This window comes from Neisseria sp. 74A18, from assembly GCF_001308005.1.
Classification (GTDB): Bacteria; Pseudomonadota; Gammaproteobacteria; order Burkholderiales; family Neisseriaceae; genus Neisseria; species Neisseria dumasiana.
In genome coordinates this window covers 58,621-78,098 of record NZ_LGZA01000001.1, presented here as the reverse complement: position 1 = coordinate 78,098, position 19,478 = coordinate 58,621, and the positions used below count along the sequence as shown (strand labels likewise).

The window sequence follows — 19,478 nt, the reverse complement described above, 5'->3', positions numbered from 1 at the left end:
ATTATCGCCCAAAAGCGCAGACAGGCACGTTATTTTCCGATAAAAGGCCGTCTGAACCCACCAACCGTTTCAGACGGCCTGCCAAACCGGGCCGTTACAAACAGACAGAAAAGAAAACCATCATGGAACACAACTGGCAGCAAGGCTGGTGGCAGCCCGCAAAGCGGATCGATTCGCCCAATTTTTCACCGCGGCCCGACGGAGAAGCCGTTTCATTGGCCGTATTGCACAATATTTCCCTGCCCCCGTTCGAATACGGAAACGGCGCGGTGGAAAAACTGTTTACCAACCGCATCAACCCCGATGACCATCCCTTTTTCAGCGTGATTCACGAATTGCGCGTATCCAGCCACTTTTTCATCAACCGCACGGGAGAAACCATACAATTCGTTTCCTGCGACGACATGGCCTACCATGCCGGCCTGTCTTCGTTTCGAGGCCGCGAAAAATGCAATACGTTTTCCGTCGGCATCGAGCTGGAAGGCTGCGATTTCGAACCTTTTACCGACATACAATACCAGTCTTTAAACCGCCTGCTGCAAGCCCTCCGCAGCCGTTATCCCATCGAGGCCGTTACCGGTCATCAGGATATCGCACCAAATAGAAAAAGTGACCCCGGTCATTTTTTCAACTGGGCTAAAATACATGAAAGCGGCATAGAAATTGCCCGCATTTGAATTCATCGGCAGATTTCAGACGGCCTTAAGCCGTCTTAAGCTGTAATATAGCCCAAATTTAGCTATAATCCCGGCATAATGCACCGTTCAACCAATTAAACACGGGTTTTCAGACTTATGAGTGAAACAATTCTGATTATTGTCGTTTTAGGCTTGGCCATCATTCTCGCCATCATCGCCTACAACATGTACCAAGAAAACCAGTACCGCCAGCAGGTACGCCGCCAATTCGGCCATTCCGACAAAGATGCGCTGATGGGCAGCAAAACCGATTTTGTGCGCGACGGCAAATCGCAAGACCAAACCGGCGTGCCCTTGCGCCCCATCCGCCAAAAAGACATTTCCACTCCCGCGTTCGAGCCTAAAGACGACTTGTTTGCCGCCAAAGTTTCACAAGCCGCCGCCAACAAACCCGATGTGGAAATCGAGTACGAAGACGACTTCAAAGAGAGCGTTATCGAACCGGAAACAAAAGAAGCCGATGCCGCCTACGATTTCAAACGCGTGGCCGCACCCGTTTATTCCCAAACCAAACTTCACGGCAAACGCAAACTGCTGCTCGACCTGCACGACCTACCCAAACTCGAGCTGCCGTGGTTCGACCCGCGTTTCGACTACATGGCCTATATTTCCCTGAGCGAACCGCAAGAGCTGCACACCATTCCCCGCCTCTCCAGCCGCCACCGCTTCCAAATCGCCGGCTGCACGATGGACGACCGCTTCCAGATCGCCGAGCCGATTCCCAGCGTGTATTACCAAGGCTTTATCATCGGCCTGCAATCCATCAGCCGCAGCGGCCTGGCCACCACTCAGGAACTGGAACATTTCGGCGAGCAGGTTAACCAGTTTGCCGAGAAAATGAACGGCGGGCTGCTGCTCACCGATGTAGAAACCTTCCTTAACGTCGCCCGCCCACTCGACGAACTGTGTGCCCGCGTCGATCAAACCATCGCCATGCACTTGGTTTCGCGTGGCACCGTAAGCGGCGTGGAACTGCGCTCCGCCGTTGAACAATTGGGCTTTGAACTGGGCGTGGACGGCGCGTTCCACTTCCCCGACGAAAAAGGCGAGCCGCTGTTCACCATCGTTACCCTCGACAATTCGCCCTTTACTTCCAGCCTGCTCGACAGCCAAGCCTACCGCGGCTTCAGCATGCTGTTCGACATTCCGCATGTACCCGCAGGCGAGAAACAGTTCAACCGCTTCATGGATCTTGCCGTGAAACTTTCCAGCAACTTGGGCTTGGATTTGGTTAACGACAAACTGGAAGAGCTGTCAACCCAATGGCTGAAAGATGTCCGCACTTATGTGTTGGCACGTCAGGACGAAATGAAAAAAGTCGGCATCGAACCTGCGGGCGAACTTTCCAAACGCTTGTTTTCTTAATCCGAAGGCACAACGACCCAAGCGCACTTAAAAAAGAAAAAAGCCGTCTGAAAACTTTTCAGACGGCTTTTTTTATATAATACGGCCTATCTGTTTCAGACGGCCTTCAACATTTATTCATCAAAACCAGAGGCCGTCTGAAAAACCACTTACCTTTTTCAGACGGCCTCATCCATGAACAACACCACACGCCGCATTCAAGAACTCACCGAACAGCTCAACCGCTACGCCTACGAATACTATACCCTCGACGCACCCACCGTGCCCGATGCCGAGTACGACAGGCTTTTCCGCGAACTCGAAGCCCTCGAAGACGCACACCCCGATTTACGCCTGCCCGAAAGCCCCACCCAGCGCGTCGGCGGCATGCCTTTGGACGGCTTTGAAAGCGTGCGCCATACCGTGCCGATGCTGTCGCTGAACAATGCTTTTTCGCCGCAAGACGAAAACGGCGCATTCGATCACGCCGAAATGCTAGCGTTTGACGAGCGCGTGCGCGGCGGATTATCCGGCTCTCAACCCGAATACGTTATCGAACCCAAATTCGACGGCCTCGCCATCAGCCTGCTCTACCGCAACGGCGTGCTGGTTCAGGCGGCCACGCGCGGCGACGGCACCACCGGCGAAGACGTTACCCAAAATATCAAAACCATTGCCAATATCCCGCTGAAACTGCGCGGCGACAACCTGCCCTCGCTGCTTGAAGTGCGCGGCGAAGTGCTGATGCTCAAAGCAGATTTTGCCGCCTTAAACGAGAAACAGGCTGCCGACAATCAAAAACTGTTTGCCAACCCGCGCAATGCCGCAGCGGGCAGCCTGCGCCAACTCGATTCGCGCATCACCGCCAAACGCCGTCTGCATTTTTTCGCTTACGGCATCGCCCGCATCGAAGGCGGCGCACGTTTGGAAGAGCATATTCAAGAGCTGGCTTATTTGTCCGAACTCGGTTTCAGCCTGCCGCACGGACAATTCGGCGTTTTCCCGAATATCGCCGAAATACTGGCATTTTACGAACACATGTCGCGAAAACGCCCCGAACTGCCGTATGAAATCGACGGCATGGTGGTGAAGGTGAACAGTTTGGCGCAGCAGGAAACTTTGGGTTTCGTTTCCCGTGCGCCGCGCTGGGCCATCGCGCACAAATTCCCCGCCGAAGAAGCCTTAACCGTGGTCGAAGCGATTGACGTACAGGTCGGGCGCACCGGTGCCGTTACCCCCGTCGCCCGCTTGCAGCCGGTGTTTGTCGGCGGCGTAACCGTAACGAATGCCACGCTGCACAACGAAGGCGAAGCGCAGCGCAAAGACGTGCGCGTGGGCGATACCGTAGTAGTGCGCCGCGCGGGAGACGTGATTCCCGAAGTAGTGCGCGTGGTGTTTGAACGCCGCCCGATGCAAACCGTTACCGAAACCGTTTCAGACGGCCTGCAAGACGATTTGTTTGCCGAACCCGCCGCCGAGCAGCCCGTTTACTCCCAATACCGCCTGCCCGAACGCTGCCCGATCTGCGCCAGCGAAATCGAACGCGAAGAAGGCGAAGCCGTGGCCCGTTGCAGCGGCGGCATGTTGTGTCAGGCACAGCACGCACAAGGGCTGATTCATTTTGCCTCACGCAAAGCGATGGACATCGACGGCTTAGGCCAGCGGCAAATCGAGCAGTTGGTCGCCCAAAATCTGGTGCAGCATTTCGCCGACCTTTACCGTTTGGACGTACCGACCTTGCAGCTGATGAAAGAAAACGCCGATAAGGAACAGGCTGCCGATGCCGGCGAAACGGTTTCAGACGGCCTAAAAACAACGGCTAAAAAACAGTCGCCGACCAAATGGGCGGAAAACATCCTCGCCGGTATCGAAGCCAGCAAGCAGCCCGAACTCGCCCGTTTTCTGTTCGCCCTCGGCATCCGCCACGTCGGCGAGCGCACGGCCAAATCGCTGGCGCAGGCGTTCGGCACGCTGGAAAACGTGCGCCGCGCCCCCGAACCCGTGCTGGCCTGCCTGCCCGACATCGGTGCCGTCGTCGCCCGTTCCATCGCCCATTTTTTCGCCCAACCAGAGCAGCAGGCCATGATAGACGAACTGCTTGCCGTAGGCGTTGTTCCGCAAAACCAAGCCGTTACCCTGCCTCTTTCCCAATACGTTACTCCGGCCAAATGGCTCAGCCGCCTACCCGGTTTCAAAATCAGTGAAACCAAAGCCGCCGCCTTGTGGGATTTGGCCGGCAAAAATACAGACGGCCTGTTGAACGACAATGCGTTGAATGCCGACTGGCAACAATGGCGCAACCAACCCGAAAATGCAGCCCTTTTACTATCTATGCGGCAGTTTCTGGAACAAATGCCGTCTGAAAACGAAGCATCCGTTTCAGACGGCCTCAACCAAGCCGTTGCCGGTAAAACTTTCGTACTCACCGGCACGTTGCCGACGCTGAAACGCGACGAAGCGCAAGCCATGATTGAAGCGGCGGGCGGGAAAGTGTCCGGCAGCGTATCGAAAAAAACCGATTATGTGGTCGCGGGCGAAGCGGCGGGCAGCAAACTGGAAAAAGCCCATGCGCTGGGGGTGGCGGTGTTGGATGAAGCGCAGTTGATGACTTTATTGGCTTGAGGATAAAACCGCATTAATGATGAAGGCGGTACAAAATTTATCGCTTAAATTTGGAACTCATTTCAAACTTTATTATTAAAAACTTGTCGTATTGCCAAGCACATTTAAGGAGACATAATGAAACCGATTAAAAAAGCCGTATTTCCCGTTGCCGGTATGGGCACGCGCTTTCTGCCGGCCACCAAAGCCAGCCCCAAAGAAATGCTGCCGATTGTTGATAAGCCTTTGATCCAATATGCCGTAGAAGAAGCCGTGGCCGCCGGTTGCACCGAAATGGTGTTCGTAACCGGCCGCAACAAACGCAGCATCGAAGACCACTTCGACAAAGCCTACGAACTGGAAACCGAGCTGGAGCAGCGCAACAAAGAAAAACTGCTGACACATGTGCGCGACATTCTGCCGCCCGAAATTACCTGCCTGTATATCCGCCAAGCCGAAGCATTGGGGTTGGGACATGCCGTGTTATGCGCCAAAGCCGCCGTCGGCGACAACCCGTTTGCCGTGATTCTGGCCGACGACCTGATCGACGCACCGCAAGGCGCATTGAAGCAGATGGTGGATATCTACAACCAAACCGGCAACAGCGTTTTGGGCGTAGAAACCGTTGACCCTTCGCAAACCGGCTCATACGGTATCGTTGAAATCGAAAACCTTAAAAACTACAAACGCATCACCAATATCGTTGAGAAACCCAAGCCCGAAGAAGCGCCTTCCAATCTGGCCGTGGTCGGACGCTACATTCTCACCCCGCGCATTTTCGACCTGCTTACCAACCTGCCGCGCGGTGCCGGCAACGAAATCCAACTTACCGACGGCATTGCCCGCCTGTTGGATCACGAGTTTGTGCTGGCACACAATTTCGAAGGCACCCGCTACGACTGCGGCAGCAAAATCGGTTATCTGGAAGCTACCCTCGCCTACGGTTTGAAGCACCCCGAAACCGGCGACGCCTTCCGCGAATTGTTGAAACAATACGCAGAAAAAGCCTGATCTTTGCGCTTACCGGGCTAACGTTGTAACCGCCGCCGTTAAATAAAACAAGGCCGTCTGAAAATATGGTTTCAGACGGCCTCATCCGTAATAACAACCGATATCAAAAAGATTGTGCGGTATAATTTGCCCGCATCAGCCAACCGGCATCAACACGGCACAACTTCCATATCCTGAGGCGAATTGTAATTCATAAACGCTGCGTCGTCGGGAAACATCACCGGCACGGCATGTTCTTGCTCCAACCAACCGCGCATCGTGCGCAAACCCGTTTGCAGGTAATCAGGCGTGCTTTGCAGCGTTTGCGGCCGCACAAACATCACGCTGTAATGCTTTTTCGATATCGTTTCGGCAAAAAAAGCATGGGCCGAAGTATGTTTCCCTGCTGCCTGAAGAAACCGCTCAACCAAATCGGGCGGCAGCTTCAAGGTATCGCACGGCACTATCAGCAGCCAATCCGCTTTCGCCAACTGGATATCGCTTGCCGCCGTACCCAACGCCGCCAACGGCCCCAAACCCTGCCATTGGCGCGCATCTGCAAACACATGCGGTGTGCGTTGTGCGTATTCTTCCATATTGCGGTTCACGCTGATGGCAATATTGTCAACCTGCGGGTTAACCGCATCAATAACATGATCGATAAAAGCCTTTTCCCCGTACAACATCAATCCCTTGTCTTGCCCGCCCATGCGCCGGCCTTCGCCGCCGGCCATAATCAATGCACTTACCGTCATCGTTTATTTCTCCCATTGAGACACAGCCTCCGCATCGCTTTGTTTGGCCTCTACCCAACGCTCGAGGCCGTCTGAAAAAGTTTCCTTCTTCCAAAACGGTGCTTCGGTTTTCAAGTAGTCCATAATAAATTCAGCAGCCGCAAATGCCGCTTTGCGGTGCTCCGACGCCGTCAGCACCAAAACGATTTGGTCATCGGCCGACAAACTGCCGACACGGTGCACCACCGTACACGCACTCAGCGGCCAGCGTTGCGCGGCCGTCTGAACGATACGGGCGATTTCGTTTTCGGTAACTTCGGGATAATGCTCTAAAAAAAGATGCGCCAAAGGCGTTTCGGTATCGCGGTCGCGCACCAAACCCACAAAGCCCGCGACCGCACCGGTGTTGGCTCCCTTTGCCAACAGCGCATCATATTCGCTTTGCAGGTTGAAATCTTCGGTTTGAACTCTGATAACCGCTTTCATGGTCAGCCCCCCGTTACCGGAGGCAGCAACCCCACTTCCGCCCCATCCGGGATCTCGTCTTCCCATGTGCCGATTTTCTTGTTTACCACCAAACGGAAAATCCGGTCTTCCGCCAACGCGCTTTCCCATTCGCTGCCGCGCGCGCGCAGCAATGCCAGCAGATCATGTCCGTTTCCGCCCGCCCACGCCAAGCTTTCGCGGGCAGTATTCAGGTTCTGTTTCAGCACACCGAAATATAAAATCGTAATCATAAACGCTAAACCTTTTGAAACCCGTATAACACGTTGCTTTCAGCATACTTCTCAAAAACCCAAATTATCCTGCCTCAAGCTATCCGTATATTAAATAAAGTTTCAATTTGTTAAGGTTGATATAAATTTTCACTTATGCGATTTTACACGAAACACAGCGGGCTTCCAGCAAATCATCTCGATTAAAGTTTGATTTTTTTCATATTTAACACACTGAAAACATTATTTTTTATCACAAAATGCTTTGAGACCCCTGCTTGATATAAATCAAACAACTGCTTTTTAACGATGAATAAAAACATCAAAACAAGCATTTCTTAACTTCTCTTCAACAAATCTTTTATAAAAAAACCCGATATCTTTGCAAAACTCCCTGAATGCGGAGGCCGTTCAAGGCGCAGCAACGCCGTAGCAGAAGTTAAGTTGATTGACTATATATGTATTCATTCGCAACCATAAAACACCATCCCATATAAATGGCTATTTGATCTTGCGCAAATCATTTGTCAAAGACAGCAGGCCGTCTGAAAGCCGCAATTCTTTTCAGACGGCCTTTTCGGTAGAATAAGCAAGGATTTATATTCAAAAATAATATTCAAGCGATGTTTTCCGTTCCAACCTAAAAAAGGATACCGACATGGACAACAAACTCGGCTTCAAACCGATACCCGCAACCATTGCAGTAGGATTGGCCTTATTGATTTGGTTCGTGATTCCCATACCCGAAGACGTCACTCCTCAAGCATGGCATCTATTGGCCATGTTTGTGGGCGTGATTGCCGCCATTATCGGCAAAACCATGCCGATTGGTGCGCTTTCGATGGTGGCGATTATGCTGGTGGCCGTTACCGGCGTTACCGCCGAAAAGCCCGCCGATGCCATTAAAGATGCTTTGAGCAGTTTCGCCAGCCCGTTGATTTGGCTGATTGGCGTGTCCATCATGATTTCGCGCGGCATTCTGAAAACCGGCTTGGGCGCGCGCATCGGTTATCTGTTTATTTCTCTGTTCGGCAAAAAAACCTTGGGCATCGGTTACAGCCTGGCCTTATCGGAACTGCTGCTCGCCCCCGTTACGCCGAGCAACACCGCACGCGGCGGCGGTATTATCCACCCCGTAATGAAAGCGATTGCCTCCAGCTACGATTCCGACCCCGAAAAAGGCACGCAAGGCCGCATCGGTAAATATTTGGCTTTGGTGAACTATCACAGCAATCCGATTACTTCGGCCATGTTCATCACGGCCACCGCGCCCAACCCGCTGGTAGTCGACATTATCGCCAAAGCCACCCATTCCGACATTCAGCTAAGCTGGGGCACTTGGGCGTTGGCTATGTTGCTGCCCGGTTTGGCGGCGATGTTTTTAATGCCGCTGGTGCTCTATTTCATCTATCCGCCCGAAATCAAAGAAACGCCGAATGCCGCACAGTTTGCCAAAGAACGGCTGAACGAATTGGGAGCGATGAACCGCGGCGAAAAAATCATGCTCGGCATTTTCGCGCTGCTGCTGATCTTATGGGCGGGCGTGCCTGCCATGCTGTTCGGCAGCGGTTGGAAAGTCGATGCCACCACCACCGCCTTTATCGGCCTTTCGCTGCTGCTGCTTTCCGGCGTGCTGTCTTGGGACGACATCCTTAAAGAAAAAAGCGCATGGGACACCGTAACCTGGTTTGCCGCGCTCGTGATGATGGCCACTTTCTTGAACAAACTCGGCCTGATCGCATGGTTTTCCGGCGTATTGGAAAACAGCATCGAACATCTCGGTTTGGGCTGGGTAGGGGCATCGGCACTGTTATTGCTGGCCTATATGTACGCGCACTATATGTTTGCCAGCACCACCGCCCACATCACCGCCATGCTCGGCGCTTTCTACGCCGCCGGTATCGCCTTGGGCGCACCGCCCATGCTGTTCGCCCTGCTGATGGCGGCCGCCTCCAGCATCATGATGACGCTTACCCACTACGCCACCGGCACGTCGCCCGTGATTTTCGGCTCGGGCTATACCACGCTGGGCGAATGGTGGAAAGCCGGCTTCGTGATGAGTGTCGTCAATTTGCTGGTGTTCATCTTTATCGGCGGCGTTTGGTGGAAAGTGCTGGGTTATTGGTAACAAGTGTTCATATTAACGAGGCCGTCTGAACGTTGAACTGTTATCCAATATTTGAACGAGTTTAAGAATCTCTCAAACAGTCTTTTCAAGCTGAGTTCTGTGGGCAACAGAACTCAGCTTTTTTAAGTTCAAACTGATGCATTCATGATTGCATGAGTCAATCAACTTATTTTGAATACAAGGCGGCAAGCCGCAGACATGATAAGGGATACGGAGCCGATTCTGTTGCCGCTGTGGCAGCTTAACAATCGTTCTCTTTAAGCCAAGCAAAGCAACGCCTAAGCCAAGCAAAGCCGTAGTAAAATCAAGTTAATTGACTACGGTTATCCGCCGGTTAATCGGATAAACCCGACAAACGGCCTGTATCCATGGCAATCATCCGCTCTTCATTGGTCGGCACCACCAAAACGGCAGGGCTGTGTCCGGCTTGGCTGATCATGCCCGATGCGCCGAAACGGGTGGCTTCATTGGCTTTTTCGTCGATGGTCAGCCCCATAAAACCCAGATAGCCGACGGTTTTGCTGCGCACGACATCCGAATTTTCACCGATTCCGCCTGTAAACACCAAAGCGTCTATGCCGCCGGTAGCCACTGCCATGGCGGCAATGTATTTGGCCAAACGGTAAGTCATCACTTCCAAAGCCAGCTTGGCACCTTCATGGCCTTCTTCCGCTGCCTCTTGAATGGTTCGGCAATCGTTGGAAAGCTCGGAAATACCGAGCAGGCCGGATTTTTTGTTCAATAAATCGGTGACGGCTTTGATGTCCATGCCGGCGTTTTCGGCCAAAAACGAATAAGTGCTGGGGTCGATATCGCCACTGCGCGTGCCCATTACCAAACCTTCCAGCGGGGTAACGCCCATGCTGGTGTCTTTCGATTCGCCGTTTTTCACCGCACACACCGATGCGCCGTTGCCCAAATGGGCAATCACCAGCGAACAATCGGTAACGTCTTTGCCGAGAATTTTAGCGGCGGTAGGGGCAACGTAACGGAAGCTGGTGCCGTGGAAACCGTAGCGGCGGAAACCGTATTTGCGGTAGAGCTCCTGCGGCACGGCGTAGGTGTAGGCATGTCGGGGCATGGTTTGGTGGAAGGCGGTGTCGAACACGCCCACATTGGTCAGGCCGGGGAAAATGCTTTGTGCCGCGCGGATGCCGGTAAGGTTGGCGGGATTGTGCAGAGGGGCGAGCGGAATACATTCTTCGAGCGTGGCGATAACGTCGTCGTCGATTACCACCGAACCGCTGTATTTTTCGCCGCCGTGCACCACACGGTGGCCGATGGCCTGAACCAGATTTTGTAGGTCATGCGTTTTCAATTCTTCCAACAAAGCTTCCACCGCGCCGGTATGGTCGTGCCTGCCCGACAGGCTCACTTCGTGTTTTTCGCCGTCTTTCCTGTTTACGAACCACGAACCGCGGTCAACCGGCCGAACATGCGGATGCTCGAAATACTTAAACGTAATATAAGCTTCGGGAGTAGTGAGCTTTTCGGCCAAGCAGCTTAAAATCACTTCGCCGCTATGGTTGTCGATCAACGCGCCTTTCAGCGATGAGCTGCCGCAGTTTAATACCAAAATCAGCTTGTCGGACATGGTTTCTCCTTTTCAGTTTATTTCTTATCGTGAATCTATCGAATATGATAGTTGCCGGTTTTGCTGCCCGATACGGCCTACCGACAACAGCTGACGAATGTAGTTTAAGCATCTGCCGCATGTAAAATGCTTTCTTTAAATGGCTTCCATCAGAAAAAATGATGGCACGCCATTTATGCCGTGCAAAACGATTGAATATTTGTTTTAGAGCGGCCATGTCTTTATACTTCGACAATCTCCGCCTTCGGTTCAGACGGCCTGCCGTATGTTGCCGTTTTGAATTTTAAAACGCCGCCGCCCGGTTTGCGCTTGACGGAAAGCGCAGCCGCAAAACCGAAATGCCGTCTGAAAAAACTTTTAAGAAAGCCGATTATGTCTGATATTTTGAATAAAATCCTTGCCACCAAAGCCGAAGAAGTGGCCGCCGCCAAAACCGCCGTGCCGTTTGAAACCATCCGCAGCCAAGCCGCCGATGCCGAGCCTGCCCGAGGCTTCACCGATGCTATTCACGCCAAACACCGCGCCGGCCTGCCCGCAGTAATTGCCGAAATCAAAAAAGCCAGCCCCTCCAAAGGGTTGATTCGCGCCGATTTCAATCCGGTTGATATTGCACGGGCTTACGAGCGCGCCGGAGCCGCATGTTTGTCGGTGTTGACCGACGAACAGTATTTCCAAGGTTCGCCCGAATATTTGAAACAGGTTAAAGCAGCCGTTTCGCTGCCCGTGTTGCGCAAAGATTTTATTATCGACGACTACCAGATTTACCAAGCCCGCGCTTGGGGTGCGGATGCCGTTTTGCTGATTGCCGCCGCTCTCGAAGCCGAAGAGTTGGAGCGTTTCGAACAAACCGCCCATGCGCTGGGCATGTCGGTATTGCTCGAACTGCACGACCCTTCCGAATTGGAAAAATGCCGCCGCCTGACCACTCCGCTTTGGGGCGTAAACAACCGAAACCTGCGCACATTCGATGTTTCTTTACAGCAAACATTGGATTTATTGCCCGAACTGAGCGGCAAAACCGTCGTAACCGAAAGCGGCATCCGCAATAAAGAGGATGTTGATTTTATGCAAAGCCACGGCGTCCGCACTTTCCTGATTGGCGAAACCTTTATGCGTGCAGACGATATTGAAGCGGCGGTTAAGTTACTGTTTTGAATAAACAACACAAACGGTTTCAATGAATATATCGTAAAATAAGCAAAGGCCGTCTGAAATGTTCAGACGGCCTTTGCTATTGATTCGAATACCGAAGTATTCAGGTATCAGATAGAAGCGTTTACAAACGCAACCAACTGACCTTTGGCCAATGCGCCCACTTTAGTGGCTACGTTTTGACCGTCTTTGAACACCATCAACGTAGGAATACCGCGTACACCGAATTGGCTCGGGGTTTGCTCGTTTTCATCGATGTTCACTTTAACCACTTTCAGACGGCCTTCAAATTCGGCGGCTACTTCGTCCAAAATCGGAGCAATCATTTTGCAGGGGCCGCACCACGGTGCCCAGAAATCCAATAATACGGGTACGTCTGATTTCAAAACGTCTTGCTCGAAAGTAGCATCGGTAGCGTGTACGATTAAATTGCTGCTCATATTCTGTTCCTTTAAATGATGATGAATGAAAGCCATTCGATTAGCTTATGACCGCTAGCATAGAGGCTGGCCGCTAAAATTTCAAGGGCTGCAATGGGCTAATAGTTTTTGAGTATAGTCCGCATCAGGTTTGGCAAACACTTCTTCCAACATGCCCTGCTCCACCACCCTGCCGTCTTTCAACACCATCACGCGGTGCGACAAGGCGCGAATTACGGCCAAATCGTGGCTGATGATGATTAAGCTCAAGCCGTGTTTGCTTTGCAAATCAGCCAGTAATGCCAAAATCTGCTGCTGCCACTGCACATCGAGCGCGCTGGTGGGTTCGTCGAGCACCAGCACTTTCGGGTGCACGATAATGGAGCGGGCAATCGCCAGCCGCTGCCTTTGGCCGCCTGAAAAAGCATGCAGATAGCGGTCGAGAATATCTTCGGGCAAGCCGACTTGTTGCAGCACTTCCACCACACGGGAGCGCATGGTTTCGCGGCTCATTTTCGGCTCGTGCACGCGCAGGGCTTCGGAAACGATCTCAAACACATTCATGCGTGGGTTGAACGCGCCGAACGGGTCTTGAAACACCATCTGCACTTCTTTACGCAGCAACGGCTGCCAAGCCTGCCCGTTGATTTTCAGACGGCCTTCCGATTCCATCAAACGCATCACCGCCTTAGCCAATGTGGTTTTGCCGCTGCCGCTTTCGCCGATAATTCCCAGCGTTTCGCCCGCTTTCAAATCGAACGACACCGGTTCGAGTAGCGTTTTGCGCCGTTTTTTAAACCAACCCGCCTGCTCGCTCACGGCCACGCTGATGCGTTCCGCCTCCAACACGGTTTCGGCACCTTCGGCCACAGGCTGCACCTGTCGTACTGCTCCGGCGTTCAGCAGCATTTTAGTGTATTCGTGCTGCGGACGGGCAAACACCTGCGCGGCCTCGCCTTGCTCGACAATCCGCCCGTGCCGCATCACGGCGATATCGTCGGCGAAACGGCGCACCAAATTCAAATCGTGGCTGATGTACACCAAAGTCATGTTGTGGCCGGCCTGCAAGCGCGAAAGCAAATCGAGAATCTGCGCCTGCACGGCCACATCCAGCGCGGTAGTCGGCTCGTCGGCAATCAGCAATTTAGGCTCCGCCGCCACCGCCATCGCAATCATCGCCCGCTGCCGCTGACCGCCCGAAAGCTGAAACGGAAAGGCAGACACCTTCTCTTCGGGATTCCGAATACCCGTCTCCGCCAGCAATTCCACCGCCCGCACCCACGCCTGCTTGGGCGGCAGGCCCAGATGCAGCGTCAAGACTTCGGCAATCTGCTTGCCCACGCGCATCACGGGGTTCAACGCCGTCATCGGTTCCTGAAACACCATACCGATTTCCCTGCCGCGCCATTTTTGCAATTCACGCGGCGGTTTATCGAGCAGGTTTTCGCCGTTGAATTTCAGACGGCCTTCAAACGACACCGCCGGATTCAACTGCATCATGCCCTGCGCCAACACAGTTTTACCGCTGCCGCTCTCGCCTACAATCGCCAACTTTCGGCCTTGTTTGACGTTGAGGTTGATGTCGTGCAGCACCTGCTTGCCGGGGAAAGAGGCGTTTAGGTTTTGGATTTCGAGAATGTTCATTTACTTTTTTTCATGTATCTTCAATGCTGTTTTCAGACGGCCTCACTCAACTCCGCGCCCTAACATCAAACGCATACCGCAGCCCTTCGCCTATCATCACCAGCAGCAACAGCATCACCGTCAACGCGCCGACGGCCGACAGGCCTATCCACCATGCGTCGAGATTGTCTTTGCCTTGCGCCAGCAGTTCGCCCAAGCTGGCTTGCGAAGCGGGTACGCCCAAGCCGAGGAAGTCGAGGCTGGTTAAGGCCAGCACCGCGCCGGAAATGCGGAACGGCAGAAACGCCAGCACCGGCGTTAAGCTGTTGGGCAGAATGTGCCGCCACATAATCGTGCGGTTGCCCACGCCCATGCTTTTTGCCGCCAGCACATAATCGGCCTGACGGTTTTTGAGAAACTCGGCACGCACGTAGTCCGACAAGCCCATCCAGCCGAACAGCGACAGAATTACCAGCAGCACCAGCAGGCCGGGATTGAAAAACGACGATAAGATAATCAGCAAATAAAGCTCGGGCAGCCCTCCCCAGATTTCCAAAAACCGCTGCATTACCAAATCGACCTTGCCGCCGAAATAGCCTTGTACCGCGCCTGCCAGCACGCCGATAAGGGTGGTTACGGCGGTTAAGGCCAGCGCAAACAGCAGCGAATCGCGAAAGCCGTACACCAACCGTGCCAACACGTCGCGCCCGCGGTCGTCGGTGCCGAGCCAATGGGTTTCAGACGGCCTCGCGGGGTCGGGCTGTGTGTCGAAATCGTTGAGGGTGTCGGCATCATAAGGATTGGGCAGATAAACGGCGTAGTTGCCGTTGGAAGTGATATTTTGCCGCACCAAAGGGTCGAGGTAATCGGCGGGCGTATCGAAATCGCCGCCGAACTCGGTTTCATGATAGGTGTTGACGAGCGGGAAGTAATATTGGCCGTTGTAGTGTATCCATAACGGTTTGTCGTTGCTCCAAAGCGGCGCGGCCAAAGCAATCACAAACAACACGGCCAGCAGCCTCAAGGCCAGCCAGCCGCGTTTGTGTTGTTTGAATGCCTGCCATGCTTGGGAAGAAAAATTTTTCTGCATATCGGATAGGGGTGGGCTGTAAGGCCGTCTGAAAATATTAAATGGTTAACTGGAAGAGAAACTCGGCCACTCTGTCTGCCAATTCTTCATGCGGTAATATGCTTTCCATAATGTCCGCCATCAAAAACAATGTCGGTTACGTTATTTATACGCCAGTTTTTTCAATTCTGCTTAATGGGCGGAAATCACACGTTTGGCACTGTGCATAACCAGTCTTTTGGTCGCCTCGTTGTCTTGCAATACCATGCCGACCACTTTGGCACCGTCATGTTTATGCTTTTGGCTGTCTGCAGGAATATCGTTTAAACGTTTAATCATGGTTTGTCTCCCGATTAAAATGATTCAGGCCGTCTGAAATCTTTTCCCGACCTATTTCTGCCCGCCAAAATGAATGCGTGGATCCACCCACGAATAAGAAATGTCCGACAGCAGCTTCGCCAGCAAACCCATCAGCGTAAACACATACAGCGTGCCCATCACCACCGGATAATCGCGTTTAATTACCGATTCATAAGAGAGCAAACCCAAGCCGTCGAGCGAAAACAGCGTTTCAATCAGCAGACTGCCGGTAAAAAATGCGCCGATAAAGGCGGCGGGAAAGCCGGTAATCAGCGGAATCATAGCGTTGCGGAACACATGTTTCATTAAAATCTGCTTTTCCGGCAAACCTTTGGCGCGGGCGGTGTACACATACTGGCGGCGGATTTCTTCGAGAAACACATTTTTGGTGAGCACCGTCATCACCGCCAGATTGCCCGCCACCGAAGCGGTAATCGGCAAGGCCATGTGCCACAGATAATCGGTTATTTTCGCGCCCCAACCGAGTGTTTCCCAATCATCGCTCACCAAACCGCCCTGCGGAAACCATGCGAAGAAGCTGCCGCCGCCGAACAACACCAGCAACACCAAACCCAGCACAAAAGGCGGAATGGTGTAGCCCACCAAAATCACGATGCCCGATACCGCATCAAACCGCGAACCGTCGCGCACCGCCTTAGCAATGCCCAGCGGGATACAAATCAGATAAGTCAGAAAAAACGTCCACAAGCCCAAGCTCATCGACACCGGCATCTTTTCTTTCACCAATTCCAGCACCGTTTGATGATGGAAAAAACTCTCGCCCAAATCAAAACGGGCAAACCGCGATACCATGTCGAAAAAGCGCGTGAGCGGCGGTTTGTCGAAACCGTATAAAGCATTGAGCGCGGCCATATCGTCGGCACTCAAGCCGCCCCCGCGCTTCAATACGCCGCCGGCCTGTGCTGCCGTTTCGCCGCCGACTCCGCCTTGCGTGAGCTGCTGCACCATCTGCTCTACCGGCCCACCGGGCACGAACTGGATCACGGCAAACGTTACCGCCAAGATGCCCAACAGCGTAGGCACCAGCAAGAGCAGACGATGAAAAATATACCGCCACATAGGGTTTTGTCCGAAATAAAAGAATCAAAAGATGCGGGCATCTTATCAAGATTGAGGCCGTCTGAAAACGACAGGGGTTTTCAGACGGCCTTCAAGGTTACGCTCAGTTGGCGTAGCGGCGTTTTTGCCGCGTTAACCGTTTCGATGCTTAAGCGGCAAAACGCTTGGCTACTTCGTCCCAGTTAACGATTTCCCAAAAGCCTTTCAAGTAGTTGGGGCGGCTGTTGCGGTAGTCGATGTAGTAAGCATGTTCCCACACGTCGCAAGTGAGCAACGGGGTGTTTTCGGTGGTTAACGGGGTAGCGGCGTTGGAAGTGGAAACCAAATCCAGCTCGCCGGAAGGTGTTTTCACTAACCAAGCCCAGCCTGCGCCGAATGTGCCTGCGGCACAGGTATTGAACGCTTCTTGGAACTGCTCGAAGCTGCCCCATTTCGCATCAATGGCCGCGGCCAACTCGCCCGAAGGCTTGCCTTGCCCTTTGGGGGTGAAACCCAGCCAGTAGAAAGTATGGTTCCAAGTTTGCGCGGCATTGTTGAACACGCCGCCAGAAGATTTTTTTACAATCTCTTCCAAAGAAGCATTTTCAAATTCGCCGCCTTTAATTTGGTTGTTCAGATTGGTAATGTAGGTTTGGTGGTGTTTGCCGTAGTGGTATTCCAAAGTTTCTTTAGAAAGATGGGGTTCCAAAGCATCCAAGGCATACGGCAGTTCGGGTAATTTGTGTTCCATTTGTATTTTCCTGTGGTTATGGTTTATGGTTGTTGCCGCCTTTTTGCACGGCGGCTTCGGCAGAGTTTACCCTGTTTGTTTTTCAAGTCCAATCCGGCATATGCAGAATGCTGTATTTAAAGGGGAATAAAAAATCAGGCATGCCGGATAACACCTTTGCCCTTAATGCTAAGGCATCAAACCAAGCCCACGATGCAGACCACTATCAATGTGAGCAATATGGTGAGCGCACAGCCTAATTTGGCCACCACGCCGATGATAAAACCGATAAACGTGCCGACGCTGACTTTGCCTGCCGCCCATAAATCCTTACGCGCCCACAGCTCGCCCGCACCCGCACCCACCAAAGGCCCCAGCAGCAGCCCGGGCAGCGAGAAAAACGCGCCCACCAACCCGCCTATCAATGCTCCCCACACCGCCTGCTTGCTGGCACCTGTAAATTTCGCGCCCAGCATACCCGCCACATAATCCGTAGCCGTACCCAACACCGTTACCACCGCCAGAAAAATCAGCGTGTTGGTGGTAACAACCTGATAATCGCCTGCATATCCGAGCAGCCATGCTCCGGCAAACATCAGCCCCAAGCCCGGAATGGCGGGATAAATGGTGCCGAGCAAGCCGACAAACAGAAAAATCAGGCCGAGAACAATCAGAATCGTTATCATGGGGTATCCTTAAAAAAATAAAAATCTTATCGAACCATATCGCCGAAACGGCGGCAGAGGCCGTCTGAACGCCGTGTATGCCGCAACAGGCCGAAATCTCAGCACCACGCAACTCAATAACAAGCCGCAGAGAGGGTGTGCAAAGGTATCCAAACTCGTGAGAAAACCGCAGTCGGCATATTTGCGGCAGTATTGTAGTCATGAATATGCCTGCCGCGATGCTTTATTACAATATTTAAACGATGCAGACGGCCTCTTAGCCAAACACTCAAAATAAAATATAATGTCCGACACCTGCGCCCCAAGGCCGCAGCTGCATCGGCCGGCCGTCTGAAAACCATTCCGCAAAAGTGAGAAAAACATGACCACCCTATCGCAATTTCTGCCCCAACATTTAAATCACCACCATATTCCCAATGCCTTAGGCAGCGTGTTCGAATCCGTTGTCGCCGCTTGCGCCCAAATCAACGGCAAAGTGCGTCAGGGCGCATTGGCCGGCGTGTTGGGTGAGGCCGGCACGGGCAATGTTCAGGGAGAAGACCAGAAAAAGCTCGATGTGATTGCCAACGACATCCTTATACACGTTTTACAAGCCAACCCGAATGTGGCGGGCTTGGCCAGCGAAGAAGAAGACGAATTTGTTGCCTGCAACGAAAACGGCGCTTATCTCGTTTTGTTCGACCCTTTAGACGGCTCGTCCAACATTGATGTGAATATTTCCGTAGGCACGATTTTCTCGATTCTCGCCAAACCCGAAGGCGCACTGACCACCGAATCGTTCCTGCAAAAAGGCCGCGAACAGGTGGGCAGCGGCTATGTGCTCTACGGCCCGCAAACCCAGCTGGTGTTTACCTTGAAACACGGCGTGTTTGTGTTTACGCTCGATTCAGACGGCCAATTCGTGCAAACCCAAGCCGAACCCAAAGTGCCGGAGCAAACCAAAGAATTTGCCATCAATATGTCGAACCAGCGCCATTGGTTTGCGCCCATGCAGCAATACATTGCCGAGCTTTTGGCGGGCGACACCGGCGTGCGCGGCAAAAACTACAATATGCGCTGGGTGGCCTCGATGGTGGCCGAAATCCACCGCATTCTGATGCGCGGCGGCGTGTTTATGTATCCGCAAGACGCACGCGACCCCGGCAAACCCGGCAAACTGCGCCTGATGTACGAAGCCAACCCCTTGAGCTTGGTATTGGAACAGGCGGGCGGAGCCAGCAGCAACACCGTTCAAAATATGCTCGACATCCAACCCGAAGGGCTGCACCAGCGCGTATCGGTGGTAATGGGCAGCCGCGAAGAAGTCGAATACGTTAACAAGCTGCACCAACAATAACAACGCCCGCATCCATCTCCGATTATTGAGCGCATCGGTTATCGAGGCCGTCTGAAAACGCCGTTTGAGGTTTTCAGACGGCCTGATACCTTTATTGAACAGCCCTCTACCCTGCTCGCCATCTGAAATTGCCATTCATTATTTCTTGCTGCAACTCCTCCCGCTAAGCCGCATCAAACCGCTGCCGAAAAGTCTGCATTGCGGTAAAATGGCGGTTTTTATTTTTCACGCGAAACCAC

At 53.0% G+C, this 19,478-nt stretch carries 18 protein-coding genes; 7 read left to right on the top strand and 11 right to left on the bottom strand.

Annotated elements, in window-relative coordinates; all coding sequences use genetic code 11:
- Window positions 1-122: 122 nt before the first annotated feature.
- The 4 genes from ampD (at window position 123) to galU (ending at window position 5,654) form a co-directional block, all read left to right on the top strand.
- Window positions 123-677: a 1,6-anhydro-N-acetylmuramyl-L-alanine amidase AmpD gene (gene ampD / locus AKG43_RS00340; RefSeq protein ID WP_054598589.1), complete on the top strand. Its 555-nt coding sequence runs from the start codon at window positions 123-125 to the stop codon at window positions 675-677.
- Between the two features lie 117 nt (window positions 678-794).
- Window positions 795-2,063 (top strand): cell division protein ZipA C-terminal FtsZ-binding domain-containing protein, encoded by a 1,269-nt coding sequence (locus AKG43_RS00335; protein WP_054598588.1) that lies wholly within the window; start codon window positions 795-797, stop codon window positions 2,061-2,063.
- Window positions 2,064-2,237: 174 nt separating this feature from the next.
- Window positions 2,238-4,664, top strand: a complete 2,427-nt coding sequence (gene ligA / locus AKG43_RS00330) for an NAD-dependent DNA ligase LigA (protein WP_054598587.1) — start codon at window positions 2,238-2,240, stop codon at window positions 4,662-4,664.
- Window positions 4,665-4,781: 117 nt separating this feature from the next.
- Entirely contained in the window at window positions 4,782-5,654 is an 873-nt protein-coding gene (gene galU / locus AKG43_RS00325) for a UTP--glucose-1-phosphate uridylyltransferase GalU (RefSeq protein WP_054598586.1), read from the top strand.
- A gap of 149 nt (window positions 5,655-5,803) precedes the next feature.
- On the opposite strand, the gene mobA is transcribed toward galU, so the two are convergent.
- From mobA to AKG43_RS00310, 3 genes are read right to left on the bottom strand one after another with little or no spacing between them, the layout of a single operon-like run.
- A complete protein-coding gene (mobA, locus tag AKG43_RS00320; RefSeq protein ID WP_054598585.1) occupies window positions 5,804-6,388 on the bottom strand; it encodes a molybdenum cofactor guanylyltransferase MobA in 585 nt (194 codons plus the stop codon).
- A 3-nt stretch (window positions 6,389-6,391) separates the two neighbouring features.
- Window positions 6,392-6,853 (bottom strand): molybdenum cofactor biosynthesis protein MoaE, encoded by a 462-nt coding sequence (locus AKG43_RS00315; protein ID WP_054598584.1) that lies wholly within the window; start codon window positions 6,851-6,853, stop codon window positions 6,392-6,394.
- Window positions 6,854-6,855: 2 nt separating this feature from the next.
- Complete coding sequence (locus AKG43_RS00310) at window positions 6,856-7,104, bottom strand: MoaD/ThiS family protein (protein ID WP_054598583.1); 249 nt, start codon at window positions 7,102-7,104, stop codon at window positions 6,856-6,858.
- A gap of 637 nt (window positions 7,105-7,741) precedes the next feature.
- Between AKG43_RS00310 and AKG43_RS00305 the strand changes: the two genes are divergently transcribed.
- A complete protein-coding gene (locus AKG43_RS00305) occupies window positions 7,742-9,211 on the top strand; it encodes a DASS family sodium-coupled anion symporter (RefSeq protein ID WP_054598582.1) in 1,470 nt (489 codons plus the stop codon).
- A 334-nt stretch (window positions 9,212-9,545) separates the two neighbouring features.
- On the opposite strand, the gene AKG43_RS00300 is transcribed toward AKG43_RS00305, so the two are convergent.
- Window positions 9,546-10,805, bottom strand: a complete 1,260-nt coding sequence (locus tag AKG43_RS00300) for an acetate kinase (RefSeq protein ID WP_054598581.1) — start codon at window positions 10,803-10,805, stop codon at window positions 9,546-9,548.
- A gap of 372 nt (window positions 10,806-11,177) precedes the next feature.
- Here AKG43_RS00300 and trpC point away from each other — a divergent pair, with 372 nt between their 5' ends.
- The gene (trpC, locus tag AKG43_RS00295) at window positions 11,178-11,960 is read left to right on the top strand and encodes an indole-3-glycerol phosphate synthase TrpC (RefSeq protein ID WP_054598689.1); all 783 of its coding nucleotides are present in this window, start codon (window positions 11,178-11,180) and stop codon (window positions 11,958-11,960) included.
- A 107-nt stretch (window positions 11,961-12,067) separates the two neighbouring features.
- On the opposite strand, the gene trxA is transcribed toward trpC, so the two are convergent.
- The 7 genes from trxA to AKG43_RS00265 form a co-directional block, all read right to left on the bottom strand.
- The gene (gene trxA, locus AKG43_RS00290; RefSeq protein ID WP_054598580.1) at window positions 12,068-12,397 is read right to left on the bottom strand and encodes a thioredoxin TrxA; all 330 of its coding nucleotides are present in this window, start codon (window positions 12,395-12,397) and stop codon (window positions 12,068-12,070) included.
- Window positions 12,398-12,478: 81 nt separating this feature from the next.
- A complete protein-coding gene (locus AKG43_RS00285; RefSeq protein ID WP_054598579.1) occupies window positions 12,479-14,020 on the bottom strand; it encodes an ABC transporter ATP-binding protein in 1,542 nt (513 codons plus the stop codon).
- A gap of 46 nt (window positions 14,021-14,066) precedes the next feature.
- Window positions 14,067-15,089, bottom strand: a complete 1,023-nt coding sequence (locus AKG43_RS00280) for an ABC transporter permease (protein ID WP_054598578.1) — start codon at window positions 15,087-15,089, stop codon at window positions 14,067-14,069.
- Between the two features lie 171 nt (window positions 15,090-15,260).
- The gene (locus tag AKG43_RS12930; protein WP_197273100.1) at window positions 15,261-15,407 is read right to left on the bottom strand and encodes a hypothetical protein; all 147 of its coding nucleotides are present in this window, start codon (window positions 15,405-15,407) and stop codon (window positions 15,261-15,263) included.
- 51 nt (window positions 15,408-15,458) lie between these two features.
- Window positions 15,459-16,508, bottom strand: coding sequence for an ABC transporter permease subunit (locus AKG43_RS00275; protein WP_054598577.1), 1,050 nt, complete (start codon window positions 16,506-16,508; stop codon window positions 15,459-15,461).
- 148 nt (window positions 16,509-16,656) lie between these two features.
- Window positions 16,657-17,238, bottom strand: coding sequence for a superoxide dismutase (locus AKG43_RS00270; protein WP_054598576.1), 582 nt, complete (start codon window positions 17,236-17,238; stop codon window positions 16,657-16,659).
- Between the two features lie 176 nt (window positions 17,239-17,414).
- Window positions 17,415-17,903, bottom strand: coding sequence for a DUF456 domain-containing protein (locus AKG43_RS00265; protein WP_054598575.1), 489 nt, complete (start codon window positions 17,901-17,903; stop codon window positions 17,415-17,417).
- Window positions 17,904-18,264: 361 nt separating this feature from the next.
- On the opposite strand from AKG43_RS00265, the gene AKG43_RS00260 reads away from it, so the two are divergent.
- The gene (locus tag AKG43_RS00260; protein ID WP_054598574.1) at window positions 18,265-19,239 is read left to right on the top strand and encodes a class 1 fructose-bisphosphatase; all 975 of its coding nucleotides are present in this window, start codon (window positions 18,265-18,267) and stop codon (window positions 19,237-19,239) included.
- Window positions 19,240-19,478: the final 239 nt, after the last annotated feature.

Excerpts from the sequence above, each read along its gene's own strand:
- ampD (WP_054598589.1), top strand. The coding sequence starts at position 123 with ATGGAACACAACTGGCAGCAAGGCTGGTGGCAGCCCGCAAAGCGGATC.
- AKG43_RS00335 (WP_054598588.1), top strand. The coding sequence starts at position 795 with ATGAGTGAAACAATTCTGATTATTGTCGTTTTAGGCTTGGCCATCATT.
- ligA (WP_054598587.1), top strand. The coding sequence starts at position 2,238 with ATGAACAACACCACACGCCGCATTCAAGAACTCACCGAACAGCTCAAC.
- galU (WP_054598586.1), top strand. The coding sequence starts at position 4,782 with ATGAAACCGATTAAAAAAGCCGTATTTCCCGTTGCCGGTATGGGCACG.
- mobA (WP_054598585.1), bottom strand. The coding sequence starts at position 6,388 with ATGACGGTAAGTGCATTGATTATGGCCGGCGGCGAAGGCCGGCGCATG.
- AKG43_RS00315 (WP_054598584.1), bottom strand. The coding sequence starts at position 6,853 with ATGAAAGCGGTTATCAGAGTTCAAACCGAAGATTTCAACCTGCAAAGC.
- AKG43_RS00310 (WP_054598583.1), bottom strand. The coding sequence starts at position 7,104 with ATGATTACGATTTTATATTTCGGTGTGCTGAAACAGAACCTGAATACT.
- AKG43_RS00305 (WP_054598582.1), top strand. The coding sequence starts at position 7,742 with ATGGACAACAAACTCGGCTTCAAACCGATACCCGCAACCATTGCAGTA.
- AKG43_RS00300 (WP_054598581.1), bottom strand. The coding sequence starts at position 10,805 with ATGTCCGACAAGCTGATTTTGGTATTAAACTGCGGCAGCTCATCGCTG.
- trpC (WP_054598689.1), top strand. The coding sequence starts at position 11,178 with ATGTCTGATATTTTGAATAAAATCCTTGCCACCAAAGCCGAAGAAGTG.
- trxA (WP_054598580.1), bottom strand. The coding sequence starts at position 12,397 with ATGAGCAGCAATTTAATCGTACACGCTACCGATGCTACTTTCGAGCAA.
- AKG43_RS00285 (WP_054598579.1), bottom strand. The coding sequence starts at position 14,020 with ATGAACATTCTCGAAATCCAAAACCTAAACGCCTCTTTCCCCGGCAAG.
- AKG43_RS00280 (WP_054598578.1), bottom strand. The coding sequence starts at position 15,089 with ATGCAGAAAAATTTTTCTTCCCAAGCATGGCAGGCATTCAAACAACAC.
- AKG43_RS12930 (WP_197273100.1), bottom strand. The coding sequence starts at position 15,407 with ATGATTAAACGTTTAAACGATATTCCTGCAGACAGCCAAAAGCATAAA.
- AKG43_RS00275 (WP_054598577.1), bottom strand. The coding sequence starts at position 16,508 with ATGTGGCGGTATATTTTTCATCGTCTGCTCTTGCTGGTGCCTACGCTG.
- AKG43_RS00270 (WP_054598576.1), bottom strand. The coding sequence starts at position 17,238 with ATGGAACACAAATTACCCGAACTGCCGTATGCCTTGGATGCTTTGGAA.
- AKG43_RS00265 (WP_054598575.1), bottom strand. The coding sequence starts at position 17,903 with ATGATAACGATTCTGATTGTTCTCGGCCTGATTTTTCTGTTTGTCGGC.
- AKG43_RS00260 (WP_054598574.1), top strand. The coding sequence starts at position 18,265 with ATGACCACCCTATCGCAATTTCTGCCCCAACATTTAAATCACCACCAT.